The 21,104-nt window shown below is 66.1% G+C and carries 19 protein-coding genes; 12 read left to right on the top strand and 7 right to left on the bottom strand.

Annotation, left to right across the window (positions count from 1 at the left end; all coding sequences use genetic code 11):
- Positions 1 to 37 precede the first annotated feature (37 nt).
- Complete coding sequence (locus KAJ83_RS08455; protein ID WP_210681602.1) at positions 38 to 679, bottom strand: MlaC/ttg2D family ABC transporter substrate-binding protein; 642 nt, start codon at positions 677 to 679, stop codon at positions 38 to 40.
- A gap of 32 nt (positions 680 to 711) precedes the next feature.
- Entirely contained in the window at positions 712 to 1,575 is an 864-nt protein-coding gene (locus KAJ83_RS08450; protein WP_210681601.1) for an MlaA family lipoprotein, read from the bottom strand.
- Positions 1,576 to 2,086: 511 nt separating this feature from the next.
- Here KAJ83_RS08450 and KAJ83_RS08445 point away from each other — a divergent pair.
- From KAJ83_RS08445 to KAJ83_RS08430, 4 genes are all read left to right on the top strand, one after another.
- On the top strand, positions 2,087 to 2,590 hold the full coding sequence (locus KAJ83_RS08445) for a thioesterase family protein (protein ID WP_343221973.1): 504 nt from the start codon (positions 2,087 to 2,089) through the stop codon (positions 2,588 to 2,590).
- A 197-nt stretch (positions 2,591 to 2,787) separates the two neighbouring features.
- On the top strand, positions 2,788 to 3,837 hold the full coding sequence (locus KAJ83_RS19630; RefSeq protein ID WP_210681600.1) for a GGDEF domain-containing protein: 1,050 nt from the start codon (positions 2,788 to 2,790) through the stop codon (positions 3,835 to 3,837).
- 148 nt (positions 3,838 to 3,985) lie between these two features.
- Entirely contained in the window at positions 3,986 to 5,752 is a 1,767-nt protein-coding gene (locus KAJ83_RS08435; protein ID WP_343221972.1) for a chloride channel protein, read from the top strand.
- A gap of 68 nt (positions 5,753 to 5,820) precedes the next feature.
- Positions 5,821 to 6,324, top strand: coding sequence for a PAS domain-containing protein (locus KAJ83_RS08430; RefSeq protein ID WP_210681599.1), 504 nt, complete (start codon positions 5,821 to 5,823; stop codon positions 6,322 to 6,324).
- A 42-nt stretch (positions 6,325 to 6,366) separates the two neighbouring features.
- Here KAJ83_RS08430 and KAJ83_RS08425 read toward each other — a convergent pair whose 3' ends face one another.
- The gene (locus KAJ83_RS08425) at positions 6,367 to 7,977 is read right to left on the bottom strand and encodes a BCCT family transporter (RefSeq protein WP_210681598.1); all 1,611 of its coding nucleotides are present in this window, start codon (positions 7,975 to 7,977) and stop codon (positions 6,367 to 6,369) included.
- A 287-nt stretch (positions 7,978 to 8,264) separates the two neighbouring features.
- On the opposite strand from KAJ83_RS08425, the gene KAJ83_RS08420 reads away from it, so the two are divergent.
- On the top strand, positions 8,265 to 10,736 hold the full coding sequence (locus tag KAJ83_RS08420; protein ID WP_210681597.1) for an ATP-dependent helicase: 2,472 nt from the start codon (positions 8,265 to 8,267) through the stop codon (positions 10,734 to 10,736).
- 36 nt (positions 10,737 to 10,772) lie between these two features.
- Here KAJ83_RS08420 and tyrS read toward each other — a convergent pair whose 3' ends face one another.
- Complete coding sequence (gene tyrS, locus KAJ83_RS08415; protein WP_210681596.1) at positions 10,773 to 12,032, bottom strand: tyrosine--tRNA ligase; 1,260 nt, start codon at positions 12,030 to 12,032, stop codon at positions 10,773 to 10,775.
- Positions 12,033 to 12,216: 184 nt separating this feature from the next.
- On the opposite strand from tyrS, the gene KAJ83_RS08410 reads away from it, so the two are divergent.
- The gene (locus KAJ83_RS08410; protein WP_210681595.1) at positions 12,217 to 13,341 is read left to right on the top strand and encodes an anhydro-N-acetylmuramic acid kinase; all 1,125 of its coding nucleotides are present in this window, start codon (positions 12,217 to 12,219) and stop codon (positions 13,339 to 13,341) included.
- Between the two features lie 341 nt (positions 13,342 to 13,682).
- On the opposite strand, the gene KAJ83_RS08405 is transcribed toward KAJ83_RS08410, so the two are convergent.
- On the bottom strand, positions 13,683 to 14,345 hold the full coding sequence (locus tag KAJ83_RS08405) for an alpha/beta hydrolase (RefSeq protein WP_210681594.1): 663 nt from the start codon (positions 14,343 to 14,345) through the stop codon (positions 13,683 to 13,685).
- 336 nt (positions 14,346 to 14,681) lie between these two features.
- On the opposite strand from KAJ83_RS08405, the gene cysE reads away from it, so the two are divergent.
- The 6 genes from cysE (at position 14,682) to KAJ83_RS08375 (ending at position 19,831) form a co-directional block, all read left to right on the top strand.
- Complete coding sequence (cysE, locus tag KAJ83_RS08400; RefSeq protein WP_210681593.1) at positions 14,682 to 15,458, top strand: serine O-acetyltransferase; 777 nt, start codon at positions 14,682 to 14,684, stop codon at positions 15,456 to 15,458.
- Between the two features lie 224 nt (positions 15,459 to 15,682).
- On the top strand, positions 15,683 to 16,156 hold the full coding sequence (locus KAJ83_RS08395) for an Rrf2 family transcriptional regulator (RefSeq protein ID WP_210681592.1): 474 nt from the start codon (positions 15,683 to 15,685) through the stop codon (positions 16,154 to 16,156).
- 173 nt (positions 16,157 to 16,329) lie between these two features.
- Positions 16,330 to 17,451 carry a cysteine desulfurase family protein gene (locus KAJ83_RS08390; protein WP_210681591.1) on the top strand — a complete coding sequence of 374 codons (1,122 nt, stop codon included), beginning with the start codon at positions 16,330 to 16,332 and terminating at the stop codon, positions 17,449 to 17,451.
- A gap of 9 nt (positions 17,452 to 17,460) precedes the next feature.
- Positions 17,461 to 18,666, top strand: a complete 1,206-nt coding sequence (locus KAJ83_RS08385; RefSeq protein WP_246484361.1) for a cysteine desulfurase family protein — start codon at positions 17,461 to 17,463, stop codon at positions 18,664 to 18,666.
- Between the two features lie 105 nt (positions 18,667 to 18,771).
- Positions 18,772 to 19,386 (top strand): methyltransferase family protein, encoded by a 615-nt coding sequence (locus tag KAJ83_RS08380; protein ID WP_210681590.1) that lies wholly within the window; start codon positions 18,772 to 18,774, stop codon positions 19,384 to 19,386.
- Positions 19,387 to 19,513: 127 nt separating this feature from the next.
- Complete coding sequence (locus KAJ83_RS08375) at positions 19,514 to 19,831, top strand: ferredoxin family 2Fe-2S iron-sulfur cluster binding protein (RefSeq protein ID WP_210681589.1); 318 nt, start codon at positions 19,514 to 19,516, stop codon at positions 19,829 to 19,831.
- 71 nt (positions 19,832 to 19,902) lie between these two features.
- Here KAJ83_RS08375 and fliP read toward each other — a convergent pair whose 3' ends face one another.
- Positions 19,903 to 20,667, bottom strand: coding sequence for a flagellar type III secretion system pore protein FliP (gene fliP / locus KAJ83_RS08370; RefSeq protein WP_210681588.1), 765 nt, complete (start codon positions 20,665 to 20,667; stop codon positions 19,903 to 19,905).
- Entirely contained in the window at positions 20,664 to 21,104 is a 441-nt protein-coding gene (locus KAJ83_RS08365) for a FliO/MopB family protein (protein ID WP_210681587.1), read from the bottom strand. The genes fliP and KAJ83_RS08365 overlap by 4 nt, the downstream gene beginning before the upstream one ends.

Here is a 21,104-nt window from a genome sequence, read left to right as displayed (position 1 = left end):
CCAGGCCTTGGCTGGCCGGGCTTGGCTGGCCGGGCCTTTAGCCTTCCTGTCGTTTCTCGAGGGCCTGGTTCTGCTTGCGCAAGGCGTCCATCAGCGCGTCGATGCCGCCATTGCTGCGCATATAGCCGACATATTCGTCCCGCTGCGTGACCATCATCGAGATTCCCTCGACCACGATGTCGATGACCTTGAACTGGCCATCGACCTCATGGACCCGCCAATCGACCTGAATCGGCGGCGCGCCGCCGGTCTGGGACAGTTCGGTCGAGACGATGCTGCTGTCGCGGCCGCCGTCGCGGACATTCAATAACTTCAATTCCTCGCCGCTGTAGTTCCGGAAGCGCCGCGCATAGTTCTGGACGATATTGTCCTCGAGCAGGCTCAGGAAATCCTGCATTTGCTGATCGCTGGCGCGCCGCCGGTAGGAGCCGAGGACGAATTCCGCGATATGCCGAAGGTCCAGCCCCTCCTTGAGAAGGTCCCGGAACCGTTCCTGCCGAAGCCCCTGATCGATGCTCTTGTCCGTGAGCGCGCCGACCGCGCGCTCGCCCAGATTGACAATGAAGTCGCCCGCCCCCCCGTCGGCGGCCGCCCGTGCCGGAAGCATCGTGGCATTGACCGTGATCAACGCCAGGACGGCCGCCGCGGCAGCGAGCAGGAAACTAGGGCGATTCGACATGGATACGCCTCCACTCGATCAATTTCAATGAGTCACTCGCCCAGATTGGCCTGGGCTGAAAGTGCGTCTCCGGCTCCGAAATCATCCTCGATCGCCATGGACGGTACCGGTGCGGGCTGGTCGACGCCGTCCCGGTTCTCGATCAAGCTCTTGCGCTGCTGCCGGTAGAGGCTGCGAACCGTGGCGTAGAAATCGAGGGAGGTTTCCTTGAGATCCTCGAGCTGGCGGTAATTGCGCGAGCGGATGTCTATCGCTTCCGTCACGCCCAGTATCAGGCCAGCATATTCGGCCCAATCGCGGCTGGAGTTGTCCCCCCAATAGGTAACCGGATCGATATAGGTATCGACGACGATACCGCCCGTATCCCGGAAGGTCGAGGGGCCGAGGAAAGGCAACATCAGATAGGGCCCGGAGTCGACCCCCCAGACGGCGAGCGTCTGACCGAAATCCTCGTCATGATAGGGGACGCTCGCTTCGCCGGCCAGGTCGAGGAACCCCATGCCGGGGAAGGTGTTGAACATGAAGCGCCCCATGGTCTGCCCGGCACGATCGACCTCTCCTTGCATCAGGTCGTTGGCCAGGATGACCGGCGACTTCAGGTGCCGCAGAAGGTTGCGCACACCGTTCCGCACGAGATCGGGAAGCTGTTCATAGGCCTGCGCGATCGGTTGCAGCAGATAGGCGTCGACGAACATGTTGAAGCCGAAGATGCTCCGGTTCATGGGTTCGAGCGGATCGTTCGTCTGCTCGTAGGCGGCCCGCTCATCCGGGTCCGCGGGGGGCGTCGCGCACGCGCCGAGGGTGAAGACCAGGAAGCCGGCGGCGGCCAGCGCGATCACCCCACGACGAGAACGGCCGATCCATTCCGACATGCTTGCCTCGATACCAAGAAACATCCTGCAGCTCGTCACGTGCGACCCCTTGCCTAAGCCGACCCTCAAACTCACCGTGCGGCACCGATCGTTCCGGCGCCCCGTTCGCCCGGCCGGCGCGCCCCCTCTACCCGCGCTGGACCCGGGCCGCATGGCCGAAGCCTTATCCTAACCAAACGCCCCTAACGACCGATTAACCCGTCCGGTCACCAAGCCGGTGGAGGCGGGACGCGAGCGACGCGCAAGGATGTGGCGACATCCGCGCATCGGCAAGCTCGGAATCCATCAGGGCAACCACGGCCATGCGACGCCAGCCATGGAAGCCCCCTCCCGAGAAGCCCACGCGCTACCAAGCGGTGCTTCATCCATTATCCGTGGATTAGCACAGGCCGCGCGGAGGCGTCATGCCCGCCTCGGAGCATGCTTTGCGTTCCTGGCCGAACTGTTGCATTTATGTCGCGCTCCGCCGAATGGGCGGGCGGGTTTCATATAGCCGCCGCGGGCGGTTCGAAAAGGCTGGGGAGGCTTGATTTCGGTGCGCTTCGACACGCGTTTGATCACCGGGCACAGCGATCGCGTGCGCCCCGAATGGATAGATTATAACGGGCATATGAACGTGGCCTATTACGTCCTGGCCTTTGACGGCGCGACCGATTATTTCGCCGACCGGATCGGCTTGGACGCGGCCTACCGCACCCGGCACGAGGCCTCCTTCTTCGCGGTCGACATGAATGTCGGCTATCGGCGCGAGGTGATCGAGGGCGCGTCACTGGCCTTCACGACCCAACTGATCGATTTCGACGCGAAGAGACTACATTTCTTCCATGCCATGTGGCAGGTCGAGGAGGGCTATCTGGCGGCGACCAACGAGGTGCTGACCACCCATGTGGACATGCGTGCGCGGCGGAGCACGCCGATGGGCGCGGAGGTCCTCGCGGCGGTCAAGGCGCTTTGGGCGCGGCAGGGTGATCTGCCGATGCCGGAGGGCGCCGGCCGGGTACTCGGGATTCGCCGGAAAGGCGCTGGAAACGGCGCGTAGCGGCTTGTTCGGGCCGATCAATTTGCTAGCATGGTGGAATCACGGTTGATATCGTGGAGGCATTGCCCGGCATGCGGTGAACCTGGGGCCGTGAAAGCGGAGCATGGGGCGCGTCGCTTGGAGAAGGGGCATGCCGGACACTGGGGGCGGCCCGAATCGTGCCAGGATCGAGATAAGTTGGATTAGGGGTAGGCTCGGTGGAATTCGGGGACGGGCGAGAACAAGCGGACTCCTACGCGGAGCAAGCGCTCGAGCTGATGCGCAAATACGGCATTCCGCCGACGCCGAATAACTTCACGATTTGGTACGCCTATGCGGGCGAGAAATTTCCGGATCTCCGCAAGGCGCTGGACGCGTTGATCGCGAATGACGAACATTTCGACGCGATGCAGAACGCGGGGCTCTACGACAAGTTCTTTTCCGACGCCGATGACGGCCTCGCGGTGCATGAGACCGGGCGTCGGATCGAAGGCCAAATGGCCCGGGTCCTGGAGATGCTGGGCAATGCGTCGGAAGGCGTCGATAATTTCGAGGCATCGCTCAAGACCGGGCTCGGATCGATCGCCTCTTCCGATGGGCTGACCGGCATCCGTGCCGCGGTTCAGCGGCTGGTCGCCGAAACCCAGCAGATGCAGAGCAGCAACAAGAAGCTTCAGGAGAAGTTGGAGAACTCGTCTAGCGAGATCGCCTCGTTGCGCCAGAATCTGGAGGATGTTCAGCGCGAGGCGATGACGGACGCGCTCACCGGCATAGCGAACCGCAAGATGTTCGATGCCTCCCTGCGCCGCGCGGCCGCCGAGTCCGCGGAGACGGGCGAGCCCATGTGCCTTGCCCTCACGGATATCGATTTCTTCAAGAAGTTCAATGATACCTACGGGCACCAGACCGGTGACCAAGTGCTCAAGCTGGTGGCCCGCATCATGAAGGAGAACGTGAAGGGCCGGGACGTCGCCGCGCGCTATGGTGGGGAGGAATTCGGCGTGATCCTGCCGCGCACCTCGATCGAGGACGCGCACACGGTATGCGAGCAAATCCGGAACACCGTCTCGACCAAACGTATCCGCAACCGACAGACGGGGGAGGAGATGGGGAACATCACGCTTTCCCTTGGGATCGCGCTCTACCGCAAGGGCGAGCCCCTGTCCGAGCTGATCCACCGGGCGGACGAAGGGCTCTATTTCGCCAAACGCAACGGCCGCAATCAGACCGTCCTGGAAGATCAACTCGACACGATCGAGGCGAACTGACCCGGAAGGGGGTGGCTCCGGTCGTCGGAGCCGCGGCAGGGCGTCCTTGTTCGTCGATGCGAATCCGGGCTAGTTTGTCGATCCAACTACCTGACTCTCGCGACCTTTTCGCCGCGTAACGCGGCCATTCCGCGCGCGGAGCGATGACGTGGCGTTCCTCCAGCCTCGAGAGCTGACCGACCGGGCCCGGCGCTTGGCCGGAAACAAGCAGATACTTCTGTCGATGCTCGCCGTCGCGGCCGGCCTGTTGGGCGGGGGCGGGGCGATCGCCTTCCGCGAGGCGATCCAGGCGGTTCAATTCGGTTTCTTCGGTTTCCGGGGGGAGTTGTTCCATTCCCAGGTGGCGGACCATCCCTGGTGGTGGATCCTGCTGGCGCCGGCTGGGGGCGGGCTGATCGTCGGTCTGTTCCTGCGGTTCTTCTCGCCCGAACGGCGGGCGCTCGGCGTCGCCGACGTGATCGAGGCGAGCGCGCTGCGCGGCGGGCGGATGAGCCTGAACAGCGGCCTGCGTGGTTTCTTCATCTCCGTGATCACGATCGGGTCCGGGGGCTCCGCGGGCCGGGAGGGGCCGGTGGTGCATTTCGCCGCCGCCCTGTCCGCCAAGACGGCGCGATTGCTGCACCTCGACCGGTCGCTTGGCCAGACCCTGCTGGGATGCGGTGTCGCGGCCGGCGTGGCCGCTAGCTTCAATGCCCCGATCGCCGGGGTATTCTTCGCGCTGGAGGTGGTGACCGGAAACTACGCGCTGGGTGCGTTCGCGCCGGTGGTGATCGCCTCCGTCACGGGCACGATCGTCAGCCGGGCCTATTTCGGCGACTTCCCGGCCTTCGTCCTGCCGCCGCACGAGATCAGCTCGGTGCTCGAGTTTCCCGCCTTCGCGCTGCTCGGCGCGATGAGCGCCGTGATCGCGATGTCGTTCGTGTGGGCGACCGATGTGGTGCGGCGCACGCAGACGCGCCTCGACCTGCCGGTCTGGCTCAGGCCCTGCGTGGCGGGCCTGTGCGTCGGCGCGATCGGCCTGATGTTTCCGCAAGTCATGGGCGTCGGCTACGAGGCGACGGATCAGGCGCTCAAGGAGGAACTCGCCCTCAATCTGTTGATCGTCCTTATCGTGTTGAAGACGGCGGCGACGGCGATCACGCTCGGCTCGGGATTCGGGGGCGGGGTGTTCTCGCCGTCGCTCTTCCTCGGCGCGATGCTGGGCGGGGCCTTCGGCGTCGTCGCGACGGAGATATTCCCGCATCTGTCCTCCGGTCACGGCGCCTACACGCTGGTCGGCATGGGGGCGGTCGCGGGCGCGGTCCTGGGCGCGCCGATCTCGACCATCCTGATCGTCTTCGAGATGACCGGCGATTATGAGCTGACCATCGCGGTGATGATCGCCACCGTGATCGCGTCCCAGATCATGGCCACGGTCTTTCGCAGCGGCTTCTTCGGCTGGCAGTTGGCCGAACGCGGGGTCAATCTGGCCGGAGGGCGGGAAGGCCGCGTCCTGCGCGAGACCAAGGTACGCGGCGTGATGAAGCAGGATTACGTAACCGTTCAGCCCGCCGCGACACTTCAGGATGTGCGCGTGAAGCTACAGCAGACGACCTATGCGGAGGTCTTCGTGGTCGATGAGGAAGGCATCCTCGTCGGCACCGTAACGCTCATCGATCTCGCCGGCGATGCATTCGACCGTAGCCACGACGCGGAGGTCCGCGTCATCGATGTCTGTCGTCGCGATCCGCCGACGGCCCTTCAGGATGACGATCTTGAGGAGGCGATGTGGTTCCTGGAAGGGTGCGGCGAGGAACATGTCGCGGTGATCGATTCGCCGGATGGCGAAAAACTCGTCGGCGTCCTCCATGAGCGGGACGTGCTGGCTCTGTACCACCATACGGTGTTGGAGACACGTAATCAGGAACGTATTTGACCTCGGGCGCGATGCCGCCAATTATTCCACCAAGGGTGGGGCGCTTCGACCGTGAGGGACTGGTCACGATGGCGCCTGATTTCAGCGAGTCGATCGAGCATCCGGTACTTCGCGGGATGCATGCCTATTGGTGTGACCGAATCCCCGATGGCAGGCTGTTGCCGGGGCGTCAGCATATCGATCCGATTGATTTTCCCGGCGTCTTGTCCCGCATGGCCCTGATCGACGTTCTGCGCGGTGGTGACGGGCTGCATTTCCGCTATCGTTTGACGGGAACCGAAATCGTCGCCCGCGCCGGGCGGGACCCGACCGGAAAGCGGTTCGACGAGCTTTATTCCGGCGATTATCTGGTCCAGGCGCTGAAGACCTATGCCGATCTCACGGCCGTGCCGACGCCCCATTATTCCCGGCGGGTCTATCCGCTGCTCGACGGACGCGAGCATTTGGAATATGCGCGGCTGATCCTGCCGCTCGCCCGCGACGGGCGGGTGGTGGATATGTTCTGGCTCATCACGGCCGATCTCCTACGCGTGGAGCGCGGTCCCTATGCGGAGCTTTCCCGAACGCGCTGACGGCGCGGGGTGGTCGATCCCCGCGCCGCGCCCCCCGGGGCGTTATCCACCGCCCGTGTCGGGAGAGGCCGCCGCGCGTCCGCTGGCCTGGTTCCGGTTCTTGGCCGCGCCGATCGGTGCCGGGACCCGATCCTTCCGCAGGGCACGCACCAAGCCCCAGGCCATCAGCACGAGCACGACCGAGAAAGGCAGGCCAGAGGTGACCGAGGCTGTCTGAAGCGCGCTCAACGGGTCGCCGCCGCCGGCCGCGCCGGCGACCAGCAGGATCGCCGCGATGGCGCCTTCCAGGACCGCCCAGAAGAAACGCTGTTGCCAGATCGGGTGCGGGTCGCCCCCATTGGTCAGCATGTCGACCACCAGCGAGCCCGAATCCGATGATGTCGCGAAGAAGATCGCCACGACGATGACCGCGAGCAACGACAGCAGGGTGATGAACACCTCCGCCATGGGCAGTTGGTTCAGCAGCAGGAACAGCGCGTTCGTCGTGCCCGCGTCGGTAAGCGGCGAGTCGGCGTCGCCCATGATCATCTTGAGCGCGCTGCCGCCGAAGATGGTGAACCAGGCGATCGAGACGCCGGTCGGCGCCAACAGGGCGCCGGCGATGAATTGCCGGATCGTTCGGCCGCGTGAAATTCGCGCGATGAACATGCCGACGAAGGGGGACCAGGCGATCCACCAGCCCCAATAGAACAGCGTCCAACTCGACATCCAATCATTGCCCGCCTCGTCAAGGCTGAAGAGCCGCAAACTGGTCTCCGGCAATGTCTGGATGTAGTGCCCGGCGCTGCCGACCATGAATTCCAGGATGAAGAGCGTTGGCCCGGCGACAAAGACGATCAGCGCCAGTGCCAGCGCCAGATACATGTTGACGACCGATAGGCGTCGCACGCCGCCGTCGAGGCCCAGCATCACGGACGTGACGGCAACGGCCGTGACGGCGGCCACGATAAGGACCTGGGCGGTCGCGTTGACCGGCAGGCCGAAGACCTCGTTCAGGCCGGAATTGATCTGAGAGGCCCCGAGGCCGAGCGATGTCGCCAGCCCGAACAATGTCCCGAATACCGCCAGGATGTCGATCAGATTGCCGGGCCAGCCATAAATGCGCTTGCCGATCAGCGGATAGAGCGCCGAGGCGGGGCGCAGCGGCAGGTCGTGCCGGAAGCAGAAATAGCCCATCGAAAGGCCGACGACGATATAGATCGCCCAGGGATGCATGCCCCAATGGAAGAAAGTGAGCTTCATCGCCTCGAAGGCGGCGGCGTTGGTGCCGGGATCCGCGTCCGGTGGGCTGTTGAAGTGGAAGATCGGCTCCGCGACGCCGAAGAAGACGAGACCGATTCCCATGCCCGCCGTGAATAGCATCGAGAACCAGGCCCAATTACTCCAGGTCGGTTTATCATCGTCCTTGCCGAGCTTGATGCGCCCGAAGGGGCTGACCATCAAGACCGCGACGAACACCAGAAAGCCCGTGACGGCGGCGATATACCACCAGCCGAAATAAGTCGTTATGCCGCCCATGATGCCGTCCGACAGGCCGCTCAGGCTGCCGGGCGCGATGACGCCCCATGCCACGAAGGCCAGGACCAGGGCTGCCGTGACCAGGAAAACCGGCGGGTTGGTGTGGGTGGTTAGATATGACCGGATCGTGCTCATCGCGCCGACGCCTCCTCTCGTCTCGCTGGCGGTTCGGAGGACGGTGGCGATGCGGCCCCCGATTCGGATCGCGCGCGGGGAATGCGCGTATTCATGGATTTAACTTCGGCAAGCGAAATAAATTGTCAAGACCATGTCCCGAATCCGTCGATTTCCCGGCCGAGTGGCGGTATGCGGGAAGGGCGGGGGCCGGCATGGCGACGGGATGGGAGGATCCGTTCGATTCGCGGGCCCCTCTCATGGGCCAATCGGGTGGAATTGGCGCGCGCAATCACTATAGTCGCCTCATGTCCGACCCTTTCGAATATGACGATGACGATGCGTGGCCCGGCGCCCCCAGCGGCCCGGCCCCGGCCTATCCCGGCCCCGGTGGCAATGCCGCGGCCGCGCGTGCCGCTGCCGGGCCGCCGAAATGGCTGGAGACGCTGAACGAGGCCCAGCGAGAGGCGGTGCTGGCGGTGGACGGTCCGGTCCTGGTGCTGGCCGGCGCGGGCACGGGCAAGACGCGGGTACTGACAACTCGTCTTGCCCAGATCCTGCATGAGGGACGCGCGCGCCCCTATCAGATTCTTTGCGTCACCTTCACCAACAAGGCCGCGCGGGAAATGCGCGAGCGGGTGGCCGGCCTGGTCGGCCCGGCGACGGAGGGCATGTGGCTCGGCACCTTCCATGCGCTGGGTACGCGCATCCTGCGGCGGCACGCGGAACTGGTGGGGCTGAAGTCGAACTTCACCATCCTCGATACGGACGACCAGATTCGCCTTCTGAAGCAGATCCTGGAGGCGGAGCGGATCGACGAGAAACGCTGGCCCGCGCGTATGTTGATCCACGTGATCCAGCGCTGGAAGGATAAAGGGCTGACGCCGGGCAAGGTCGATGCCTCCGATGCGGGGGAGGTCGCGAACGGTCGCGCCGTCGCGATCTATGCCCAGTATCAGGAACGGCTCCGGACCCTGAATGCCTGCGATTTCGGCGATCTGCTGCTGCATAACCTGACGCTCTTCACCGAGCATCCGGACGTGCTGCAACAGTACCGCAACCTGTTCCAATACATCCTGGTGGACGAGTATCAGGACACCAACATCTCGCAATATCTCTGGCTGCGCCTGCTCGCCAAGACGGATGATCCGAAGCGCCCGGCCAATATCTGCTGCGTCGGCGACGACGATCAGTCGATCTATGGCTGGCGCGGGGCGGAGGTCGGCAACATCCTGCGCTTCGAGAAGGATTTCCCCGGCGCGCGGGTCATTCGGCTGGAGCGGAACTATCGCTCCACCCCCAATATCCTGGGCGCGGCCTCGGGCCTGATCGCGAAGAACGAGGGACGCCTCGGCAAGACGCTTTGGACCGACCTGCCGGAGGATGGGCAGAAGGTCCGCGTGCGCGGCCTCTGGGATGGGGACGAGGAGGCCCGCGTCGTCGGCGAGGAGGTCGAGGCGCTGCAACTCAAGGGCTATCCGCTCGACGAGATCGCGGTGCTGGTGCGCGCCGGCTTCCAGACCCGCGAGTTCGAGGAACGGATGATCACGCTGGGCGTGCCCTATCGCGTCGTCGGCGGTCCGCGCTTCTATGAGCGCGAGGAGGTGCGCGACGCCATCGCCTATCTGCGGGTGATCGCCCAGCCGGCCGACGATCTGGCCTTCGAGCGGATCGTCAACAAGCCGACCCGGGGCGTCGGCAAGACGACCATGCAGTCGGTCCATCAGGCCGCGCGGCTGGAGCGTCTGCCGCTTTCCATCGCCGCGCGCCGGATGGTGGAGACGGACGAGTTGAAGCCGGCCGCGCGCCGGTCGCTGACGGCGATCCTCGACGATTTCGACCGCTGGCGGCAGCTTTCCCAGGGTGTCGATCATATCGAGCTGACCGAGACCGTGCTGGACGAAAGCGGCTATACCGCGATGTGGAAGGAAAGCAAGAAGCCGGAGGCCGCCGGCAAGCTGGAGAACCTCAAGGAACTTCTCGTCGCGATGGAGGAGTACGAGGATCTGGCGCAGTTCCTGGAGCATGTCAGTCTGGTCATGGACGCTGACGATCGGGGCAAGGGGCCGATGGTCAGCCTGATGACGCTGCATTCGGCCAAGGGGCTGGAGTTCGGCACCGTCTTTCTGCCCGGTTGGGAGGAGGGGCTCTTCCCCCACCAGCGCGCGATGGACGAGAACGGCCTCGCCGGCCTGGAGGAGGAGCGGCGCCTCGCCTATGTCGGCATAACCCGCGCGCGGGAGCGGTGCGAGATCAGCTTCGCCGCCAACCGGCGCATCCACGGTTCCTGGCAGGCGGCCCTTCCCTCACGTTTCATCGACGAGTTGCCGGGCAAGCATGTCGAGATCGAGGCCGATCGCGGCGTCTATGCCGGCTCCGGCGGCGGCGCGGCGGAGGATCGCTATGGGTTCATGTATGGCGGTGGCTCCGGGTTCGGGGGCGGCGGTTATGGCGGAGGTGCGTACGGCGGCAGGAATTCCGGCGGACTGCGCCCCGGCGTCCCGGAACGCGGCCGCGATCAGGGCTTCAGCCAGGGCGGTGGCCCCGGCTTCCAACGGCTCAAGTCCCGGGGGCTCGGCAGTCGCGCTCCGGTGATCGAGGGGCAGGCCGAGTATATCGGCGGCGACAAGCAGGCCGATTGGGGCGAGGGGGAGCGCTGCTTCCACCAGAAGTTCGGCCCCGGCACGGTCATCAAGGTCGCCGGCGACCGGCTGACGATCGAGTTCGACAAGGCCGGCACCAAGACCGTCGTCGCCGCCTTCGTGGAGCGGCCGGAATAGCCGCGCGAGCAGGAGCCGCGTCCGGCCCGGCGGGCGTTACTCGGCCACCAGCAGCGCGTGGCGCTTCTTACCCATGGACAGCTTCACGACGCCGTCGGCGGTGATGTCGCCGGCCTCGATCATGCGCGTGGGCTCCGTCGCCTTCTCGTCATTGAGGCGCACGGCGCCACCCTGGACTTGACGACGCGCCTCGCCGTTGGAGGCGGCCAGCCCCGCCTTCACCAGCGCGGCCAGGAGGCCGAGCGTGCCGCCCTCCAACTCCGCCCGCGCGACCTGCACGCGCGGCAGGTTCTCGCCGATGCCGCCTTCCTCGAAGGTGCGCCGGGCGGTCTCGGCCGCGTCGCGCGCCGCATCCTCGCCATGACACAGCGCGGTCGCGGCGTGCGCCAGGATCTTCTTCGCCTCGTTCAACTCCGCGCCTTGGAGGGTCGACAGCCGGTCGATCTCCTCCATCGGAAGCTCGGTGAAGAGCTTCAGGAAGCGACCGACATCCGCGTCCTCGGTGTTGCGCCAGAACTGCCAATAGGCATAGGGGCTCAGATGGTCGGCATTGAGCCAGACAGCGCCGTCGGCGGTCTTGCCCATCTTCTCGCCGCTGGCCTTCGTCAGGAGGGGGGTCGTCAGGCCGAACAGCTCCGCCTCGTCGACGCGGCGGCCGAGTTCGACCCCGTTGACGATATTGCCCCACTGGTCGGAACCGCCCATCTGAAGCCGTACGCCATGGCGCCGGTTCAACTCCAGGAAGTCGTAGGATTGCAGGATCATGTAGTTGAATTCGAGGAAGCTCATCGGCTGCTCGCGTTCGAGGCGCAGCTTCACCGAATCGAAGCTCAGCATCCGGTTGACCGAGAAGTGCCGGCCGTAATCCCGCAGGAAGGCGAGATAGTTGAGCCCGTCGAGCCAATCGGCATTGTTGACCATCACCGCGTCGGTCGGCCCGTCGCCGAAGGTCAGGTATTTCTGGAAGACCTGCTTGATACCGTCGATGTTGCCCTGGATATCCGCGTCGGACAGCATCTTGCGCGCGCTGTCGCGGCCGGTTGGGTCCCCGACCTTGGTCGTGCCGCCGCCCATCAGGACGATCGGCTTATGGCCGGTCTTCTGAAGCCAGCGCAGCATCATGATCTGCACCAGACTGCCCGCGTGCAGCGAACTGGCCGTCGCGTCGAACCCGATATAGGCCGGAACCGGCGTGCCGGTGGCCATCAGCGCGTCCAGCTCGCCCGGATGGGTCAGATCCTGGATGAAGCCGCGCGCGGCCATCGCCTGGAGGAAATCGGAACGGTAGGTGTCCATGCTTGTCGCGCCTTCTCGGGTGCCGCAAAATCGGGAGAACGCGGCGTTTAGCATGGCTTTCCCGCCTACTCAACGCGGCTCCGCGCGAACGCAAGGCCGGATGACCAGTCGGCCAGTCGGCCAGTCGGCCAGTCGGCCAGTCGGCCAGTCGGCCAGTCGGCCAGTCGGAAGGAACGAACGATCCATGAAGACCCTTAACGCGATCGGCTTGATGAGCGGTACGTCCTTCGACGGCATCGACGTCGCCCTGATCGAGACCGATGGAGATCGTCTCGTCCGTCCACGCGCCGCGATCGCCCGGCCCTATCCGGACGATGCGCGCGCGGCGCTTCGCCATTGCCTCAACGCGACCGAACGCAGCGCCGCCCTCGACGCGGTGGAGCGCACGGTGACCGTCGCGCAATGCGCCGCCGTCGAGGCCTTGCTGGAGGAGGCGGGGGTGAGCGCCGCCGCGATCGATGTCGTGGGCTTTCACGGGCAGACGATTACCCATGTTCCGCCGCGCGACGGTAAGGCGGGCTGGACATGGCAGTTGGGCGACGGGCAGACGATGGCCGATCGCCTGGGCATTCCGACCGTCTTCGACTTCCGCGCCGCCGACATGGCGGGGGGCGGGGAGGGTGCGCCGCTCGCCCCGGTCTATCACCGGGCGCTGGCGGCGGCATGGGCGGAATTTCCGGCCGCCTTCCTCAATATCGGCGGGGTATCGAACCTCACCTATCTCGCGGGGGCGGAGGCCGTGCCGATCGGCTTCGACACCGGGCCCGGCAATGCGCCGATCGACGATCTTGTGGCGGCGCGGCTGCGCCTCGCGATGGATGCGGGCGGCCGGATCGCGGCGGCGGGGCGCGTCGATCCGGCGGCGTTGGATCGCTTGATGGCCGATCCCTATTTCGCGCGGCCCTATCCGAAATCGCTCGACCGAAACGCCTTCGATCTCTCGCCGGTCGAAGCGCTCGGCACGGAGGACGCGGCCGCGACCCTCGTCGCCTTCCTGGTGGAGGGCGTGGCGCGCGGCGCCGATCTGCTGCCGACCCACCCGGCGCGCTGGTTCGTCACCGGCGGCGGGCGGCGCAACCCCGCGATCATGGCGGCGCTGGCCGACCGCCTCGGCGTGCCGGTGGAGCCGGTGGAGGCGACCGGCGCCGACGGCGACGTGCTGGAGGCGGAGGCCTTCGCCTATATGGCGGTGCGTCACCTGAAGGGATGGCCGACCAGCTATCCGGAGATGACGGGAACCGCCGCGCCCTGCGTCGGCGGCCGTCTGGCACGCCCGTCCGCCGCGACGGTGCGCGCGGCGCAAGGGTGATACCAAATCTTGTTGATCATGCCCCATGCGGACATCCCTTCCGGGTTCTCGGCTAGAGCATGATGATATGATGTGGCCCTACCCGAGATCGTTTTTCCGGGTTTCCGGCAAGAAGGGGACGCGCGGGCGATGGGGGGCATCGTCAAGCGGCCTCGACGCGGTCCGGGGGGCGGGACGGGCGCCCTTCGGGTCTCGTTCGGCTTCCGTTGGAGGGCGTCAGCGCGGCTTGACGATGCCCCCCATCGCCCGCGCCATCCTTCCTACCCGACCAAAGCCGAATGCGATCCGCATGGGGCGTGATCAACAAGATTTGGTATGCGCGTCGAGAGCGGGCGCGGCGTTCACCCCGTCTGGCGCTTGCCCGCCGCGCCGGTGCGCTCGTCGACATAGGCGCCGACACGCTCGCCCAGTTCCGACACCCGGTCGGTGAAGAAATGGTTGGCGCCCTCGATCGTCTGGTGCCCGATGGTGATGCCCTTCTGCTGGCGCAGCTTATCGACCAGCTTCTGCGTCTGTTCGGGCGCGTAATGCTGATCGGCGCTGCCGTTGACGATCAAGCCGGAGGAGGGGCAGGGGGCGAGGAAACTGAAATCCTCCTTCCCCGCCGGCGGCGCGACGGATACGAACCCGACGATTTCCGGCCGGCGCATCAGCAATTGCATGGCGATCCAGGCGCCGAAGGAAAACCCGGCGATCCAGCAGCCGGAGGCGTTCTCGTTATAGGTCTGCAACCAGTCGAGCGCGGAGGCCGCGTCCGAAAGCTCCCCCTCTCCGCGCGCATATTCGCCCTGGCTGCGCCCGACGCCGCGGAAGTTGAAGCGCAGGCAGGAGAAGCCGCGCTTGGCGAAAGTATGATAAAGTTCGTAGACGACCTTGTTGTTCATCGTGCCGCCATGCACCGGATGCGGATGCAGGAACAACGCGATCGGGGCGTTCGCGGCCTTGCCGTGGGTATAGCGGCCTTCCAGTCGCCCTTCGGGACCGTTGATGATGACTTCAGGCATGGGACCCTTTCCGCAGTCGACGGAGTCAGACTATAGGACGGTAACACTCAACCTCTTGAGATTCATAGGCTTTTGTGGCGATGTTCTTGACGGTGGACATCGCGTGCGTATATGTAGTGCAGTTGAACGGCATTTGGAACCTTGTCGAAATGGGGGCGTTTCGGCAAGCCGGTCGTGAAGCGCGCCGCGCGTCGTGGAAACACGGGGGTCGGGGCAACTTTTCGGGCGGCGACCCATGAACGCAAGCGCGGACCCGTCCGGGGCGGGCGCCTGGGCCGCGCGCAAACGGATGATCGGCGTGGGGCGGTGCCCGCCGCCGACGAAAGCGAGAGGCCCATGTTCGATAAGGTCCGTGCCGAGATCGACGGCATGATCGCCCGCGACCCCGCCGCCCGCTCGCGGCTTGAGGTCGTGCTGTTCTACCCCGCCTTCCACGCCATCATGGCCTATCGGCTCTCCCATCGGCTTTATAAGGCCGATTGGCTGCTGGCGGCGCGCGCCGTCTCGCAGTTCGCTCGATGGCTGACGGGGATCGAAATTCACCCGGGCGCCACCATCGGCAAGCGCTTCTTCATCGATCACGGCATGGGCGTCGTGATCGGCGAGACGGCGGAGATCGGCGACGACGTCACGCTCTATCACGACGTGACGCTGGGCGGCGTCTCGCCGGCGGAGGATTCGGACGGCCAACGCTGCCAGAAGCGCCACCCGACCCTACGCGACAACGTCATCGTCGGGTCGGGCGCGCAGATCCTGGGGCCGATCACGGTGGAGAAGGGCGCGCGCGTCGGCGCCAATGCCGTGGTGATCAAGGATGTTCCTGAATGCGCCACCGTCGCCGGCATTCCGGCCAAGGTCGTGATCAGCAAGGCCGCCCGGAAGAGCGATGCCTTCGCGCCGTACGGTACGCCCTTGCAGGACTTGCCGGACCCGGCCGCCCGCGCGATCGAGGCGCTGATGGCGCAGGTAAACGGCCTGGAATCGCAGGTGAAAGCCCTGGAGGCCCGGCTTAGGGAGAGCGGCGCGGAGGGCGAGGATGCGACCGATCCCGTCCCGCCCTATCCGGATGCGGGTAAAACCTCGTCACGGCGCGCGGTCGGGGAGCATCGCTGAACGCAGGTCGCGTTCGCCATTCCCTTCCCATATCCGGATCGCGCCGGTTCGGTGATTTTGTCTTTCATTTCGTGCCGCGAAAGTGGTCCGTTCCCGCCGCCCTTGCGTATTGAAGCGCGAAGGGGCGGCGTCGACCCATTATGTCCGCCGTCCAGCCGGTCCAGGCAGCGCCGTTCCGTCAAGGAACAGGACGCGCCACGGGACGCAGCATGAATGGAGGTCGGATGAAACTGACGACGAAAGGCCGATACGCGGTGATGGCGCTCACGGCCCTTGCTTCGCGGAACGCGGTTTCCCCCGTTCCGCTGGCCGATATCGCCGAGCGCCAGGATATTTCCCTATCCTATCTGGAACAGATTTTCGCCCGGCTGAGGCGCGGCGGGCTGGTCACCAGCGTTCGTGGTCCGGGCGGCGGCTATATGATCGCGCGCCGGGCGGACCACATCGTGGTCGCCGATATCGTCCGCGCGGTGGAGGAGGACGGCGGCGAGTCCGCACGCGGGCCCTTGGTGCAAGAGCCGCGTTTGACAAGGAACCGGTTCGGGCGCGAATCGGCGTGCCCGACGAAGGCGCTCTGGCATGCGCTCGACGCGGAGGTGGAAGCATTCCTGGATGGGATCACATTGGCCGACGTGATCGAGGGCCGCCTTCATGTTCCCGGCGGGGCGCGACGGGAAATGACGTCCGTCCCCGAATAAGCACCGATAGCAGCCGAAGATGACCGGCGGGGCCTAATCCGCCCGGGTCACCATGCTTGCAAGCTGGCACGGCTATCCGCACCCTATGAGAATTCTCCGAGAGACCACGGGTCCTGCCCGGCGGGGGCGTCGATGTCACGTTCCCAAGGGATGGGGGCGAAAGGCCAGGAATAATGACGCGCGACGCCGTCTATCTCGATTACAACGCGACCGCGCCCTGCCGGCCCGCCGCGCGGGCGGCGGTCGCGGAGGCATTGGCGATGGGGGGAAACGCCTCCTCCGTCCATGGGGCGGGCCGTGCCGCGCGCGCGGCGATCGAACGGGCGCGGGCGTCCGTCGCGGCGCTGGCCGGCGCGGAGCCCGCCGATCTGATCTTCACCAGCGGCGCGACGGAGGCGGACAATCTCGCCCTTCGCGGAACCGGCGCCGGCCATGTCCTGGTCAGCGCGGTGGAGCATGACGCCGTTACCGCCGCGCGCCCGGATGCCGGCACGATCCCGGTCGACGGGGAGGGCCGCGTCGATCTCGACGCCCTCGACCGGCTGTTAGGCACGGTGGGGACGGGTGGCGACGGGATTCTCGTCTCCGTCATGGCGGTCAATAACGAGACAGGTGCCATCCAGCCCGTGGCGGCCGTGGCGGAGCGCGTGCACGCCGTCGGCGGCCTCCTCCATGTGGATGCGGCGCAGGCGGCGGGGCGGATCGCCTTGGCGCCGATCTGGGATGTGGCCGATCTAATGAGCCTTTCCGCGCATAAGATGGGGGGACCGCCGGGCGTCGGTGCGTTGCTGGCGCGGGCGGCGGTTCCGCTCAGGGCCGACAGCCTCGGCGGAGGTCAGGAACGGCGCCGTCGCGCGGGTACCGAGAACCTGCCGGGTATCGCCGGTTTCGGCGCCACGGCGGATGAACTGGCCGGGGGCTGGCGGGAGGAGTCGGCGCGGATCGCCGCCTTGCGCGACGATATGGAGGCGCGTCTCGCCGCGATCGCCCCGGCCGCGGTGGTGGCCGCCAGGTCCGCGCCGCGCGCCGGCAATGTAAGCTGCATCGCACTGCCGGGTCTCGCGGCGGAGAAGCAGGTGATGGCGCTGGACCTCGCCGGGGTGGCGGTCAGCGCAGGCTCGGCTTGCTCTTCCGGCAAGGTGACGCGCAGCCGGGTGCTGGATGCGATGGGCTGGCCGCCGGCGTTGGCCGGCGCGGCGATCCGTGTCAGCCTGGGCTGGGCGAGTGGGGAAGCGGATGTGGACGCTTTCCTCGCCGCCTATGAAAAGCTGGCGCGGAAGGCCGAGGCCGCCTAGATCGGATCCATGATGAGTGACGAGACGCGATCTCAAGGCAATCGGCACCGGGAGCCGATCTATCTCGATTATCAGGCGACGACGCCGACGGACCCGCGCGTGGTCGATGCCATGCTGCCCTGGTTCACCAAGGATTTCGGCAACCCCCACTCGGCCGAGCATAAATTCGGCTGGGACGCGGCCGAGGCGGTGGACCGCGCGCGCGAGGCGATCGCCGCAGAGATCGGCGCCAAGGGGCGGGAGATCACCTTCACCTCCGGCGCGACGGAGAGCAACAATCTCGCCATCAAGGGCGTCGTCCGCCACCGCCGGGAGGCGGAGGGCCGCGACCGTCTCGTCACCGTGGCGAGCGAACATAAATGCGTGCTGGAAAGCGCGGCGCGCCTGGAGCGTGAAGGGGTGGAGGTCGTGCGTCTGCCGATCGGCGCGGACGGGCTCGTCGATCCGGAGGCGCTCGACGCGGTTCTGGACGAGCGGGTGGCCCTCGTCTCCGTCATGGCGGTCAATAACGAGATCGGCGTGATCCAGCCGCTCGCGGAGATCGCGGCGCGCGCCCATGCCGTCGGGGCCTGGGTCCATACGGACGCGGCGCAGGCCTTCGGCAAGATCCCCCTCGACGTGGAGGCGATGGGAATCGATTTGATGAGCCTTTCCGGCCACAAGATCTACGGGCCGAAGGGGATCGGCGCTCTCTATCTGCGCCGTCGCAAGCCGAAGGTCGCGCTCGACCCGTTGATGGACGGCGGCGGCCAGGAACGCGGTGTGCGCTCCGGCACGGTACCGACGCCGCTCGTCGTCGGCTTCGGCAAGGCGGCGGCGATCGCGACGGCGGAGCGCGCGGCGGAGGCAGGCCGCCTGCTGCCCCTGCGCGATCGCCTGCTTGCCCGGTTGGAGGCGGGAATCGAGGGGCTCTCCCTCAATGGCGCGCGGGAAGCGCGGATCGCCGGAAACCTGAACGTCACGATCCCGGGGCTGGAGGGGCAGGAGTTGATGGCAGCCCTCGACGGGCTGGCGGTCAGTTCGGGCTCCGCCTGTTCGTCCGGCGCGCCGGGGGCGAGCCATGTGCTGCAGGCGCTGGGGCTCGACCCGTCGAAGGTGGCGGCCTCCATCCGTCTCGGCCTCGGCCGTTTCACCACGGAGGAGGAGGTGGAGAGCGCCGCCGAACAGATGGTCGCGGCCGTCAAGCGCCTGCGGGAGCGACGCGGCGCCGCCTGATGAGGGAGCATTTTCCCGGGCATGGGCCTTGCGACGATTCGACACCGTGCGGCCGTCGCGCCGGGGCTGTAGAAGGTGCCATTCCCTCGTCGATTGGAAACGCCTATGGGTGATAATCTTTCGTCCGTTCAGAAGACGCGGAAACGTGTCGCTCTGGTGTTCGCGCTGGCATCCATCCCGATCTTGTTGGTCGCGCAGCCGTTCTGGCTATACGGCACGGTGGCGCATGAGGCGATCGAGTATCTCGGAGTGGCCCTTCTGGCGCTGTGCGTCCTCGGGCGTACATGGTGCACGCTCTATATCGGCGGCAGGAAGAAGGGGGAGGTGGTCGATGTCGGCCCTTATTCCCTATGCCGAAACCCTCTTTATGTCTTCTCGACTCTCGGGCTGCTCGGCATCGGCCTGACGACGGGCAGCCTGCTGATCGGGTTGGGCATGGCTCTCGCTTGCTTTGTCTTGTTCGATGTCGTGGCGCGGCGGGAGGAGGCGGTCCTGATGGATCGGTTCGGGGCAACCTACCGCTCCTATCAAGACCGTACGCCGCGGTGGATTCCGAACCTTTCGTCGTGGCGGGACGAGGCCGAACGTGTCTTCTCTCCGCGTCTGGTACTCATCTCGTTCCGGGATTCCAGCTTGTTCCTGCTTTTCTATCCATTGCTCGAGGTCGTCGAATACGCGCATCTACACGATCTGTTGCCCAGCTTGCTTCTTCTCTTCTAGCGGCCCTGGGGCTCCAGCCGGGCAATTCTCCTTTGACAGCGCGGCGCGCAGCCATCATGTAGTTGCCCGCCTCGGCGGGGCCTGCTTCGGTGCCCGCGCGTGTCCAGTTGGCGGAGGATCATGTCGGATGCCGAAAATCACCTTCATCAATCGCGATGGCAGCGAGACCGAGATCGAGGCGCAGAACGGCCTCTCCGTGATGGAAGTGGCGACGGCGAACGACGTCGACATCGAGGCCGCGTGCGAGGGCTCCCTGGCCTGCGCGACCTGCCATCTGATCGTCGAGGATCAGGATTGGTACGACAAGCTCGACAGCCCCAGCGAGGATGAGGAAGATATGCTCGACCTCGCCTTCGGCCTGACCAAGACCTCGCGGCTTTCCTGTCAGATCCGCGTTACCGACGCGCTGGACGGCATCAAGTTCCGGGTGCCCGAGGATAGCTGATCGCGGCCGCTGCCGGCGGACCACGGGGCCGCCCGCATATCAGGCGCCGGACATCCGCGCGTCCCGGTCGCTCAGATCGGGTTGAAGCTCTGCACCAGCGAGCCGACGACCATGTACCAGCCGTCGACCAGCACGAAGAAGATCAGCTTGAAGGGAAGCGAGATCATCACCGGCGGCAGCATCATCATGCCCATCGACATCAGGACCGACGCGACCACCAGGTCGATCACCAGGAAGGGCAGGAACAGCAGGAAGCCGATCTCGAAGGCGCGCTTCAACTCCGAGATCATGAAGGCCGGAATCAAGGCGCGCATCGGCGTCTCGCTCGGGTCCTGAACCGCCTCGATCCCGCCGATATCCATGAACAGGGTCAGATCCTGCGGGCGTACATGGCGCAGCATGAACTGACGGATCGGCGCGACGGAACGTTCCAGCGCCTGCGCTTCCGTGATCTCCTCCGCGATCAGCGGTTCGACGCCTTGCTCGTAAACGGTCTCCAGGGTCGGCTGCATGATGAAGAAGGTGAGGAACAGCGCCAGCGATATCAGCACCGTGTTGGGCGGCGTCTGTTGCGCGCCCAAAGCCGTGCGAAGGATCGAGAAAACGACGACGAGACGCGTGAAGCTCGTCACCATGACCAGCAGCGACGGCGCCAGGGACAGCACCGTGATCAGCGCGATGAGCTGGACGATGCGGCCGGTCACGGTGCCGCCGCCCTCGCCGATATCGATGTTGATGGATTGGGCGGCCGCCGGATCGGCGGCGAGGAGAAGCGCGATCCCCGCCGGGCCGGCCGCGCCCAGCACCGGGAGCCAACGCCGTGCGGTCGCCATCATGTCCCGTCCCCCTTGCCCGCCGGTCCTGGCGCGCGCCCACGCGACAATCCGCGGACGAGGCGGCCGAAGGCGCTGTCGCTCGCATTCGGATTCCGGCCGGCCGGGGGGGCGACCGTCCCGTTCGCCGGATCATGACTGCCCTTCGGCACGATTTGCCCGGTCATGGGATCGTCCGCCTCGAAATTGCTTTCCACCACGCGGTCGTCGTTAAGTCCCAGCAGCAGAAGGTGCGCCACGCCGTCGCGACGCACCATGACCAGACGCCGCCGCGCGTCGAGCGGCAACACCTCCAACACCTCCAACCGTCGACCGGCACCCGGGCGTCGAACCGCGCGCATGCCCGGCGCCAGTTTGCGCAGCGCCAGCGCGAACAGCCCGATCAGGCCGATCACGAAGATCAGCGCCAAGATGAACTGGAGATAAGCGCCGAAATCCAT

Origin of the sequence: Marivibrio halodurans, from assembly GCF_017963645.1 — a bacterium.
Lineage (GTDB): Bacteria > Pseudomonadota > Alphaproteobacteria > UBA8366 > Aestuariispiraceae > Marivibrio > Marivibrio halodurans.
Note: the sequence above shows the minus strand (reverse complement) of the source record. Positions and strands in the feature narration are given on the sequence as shown.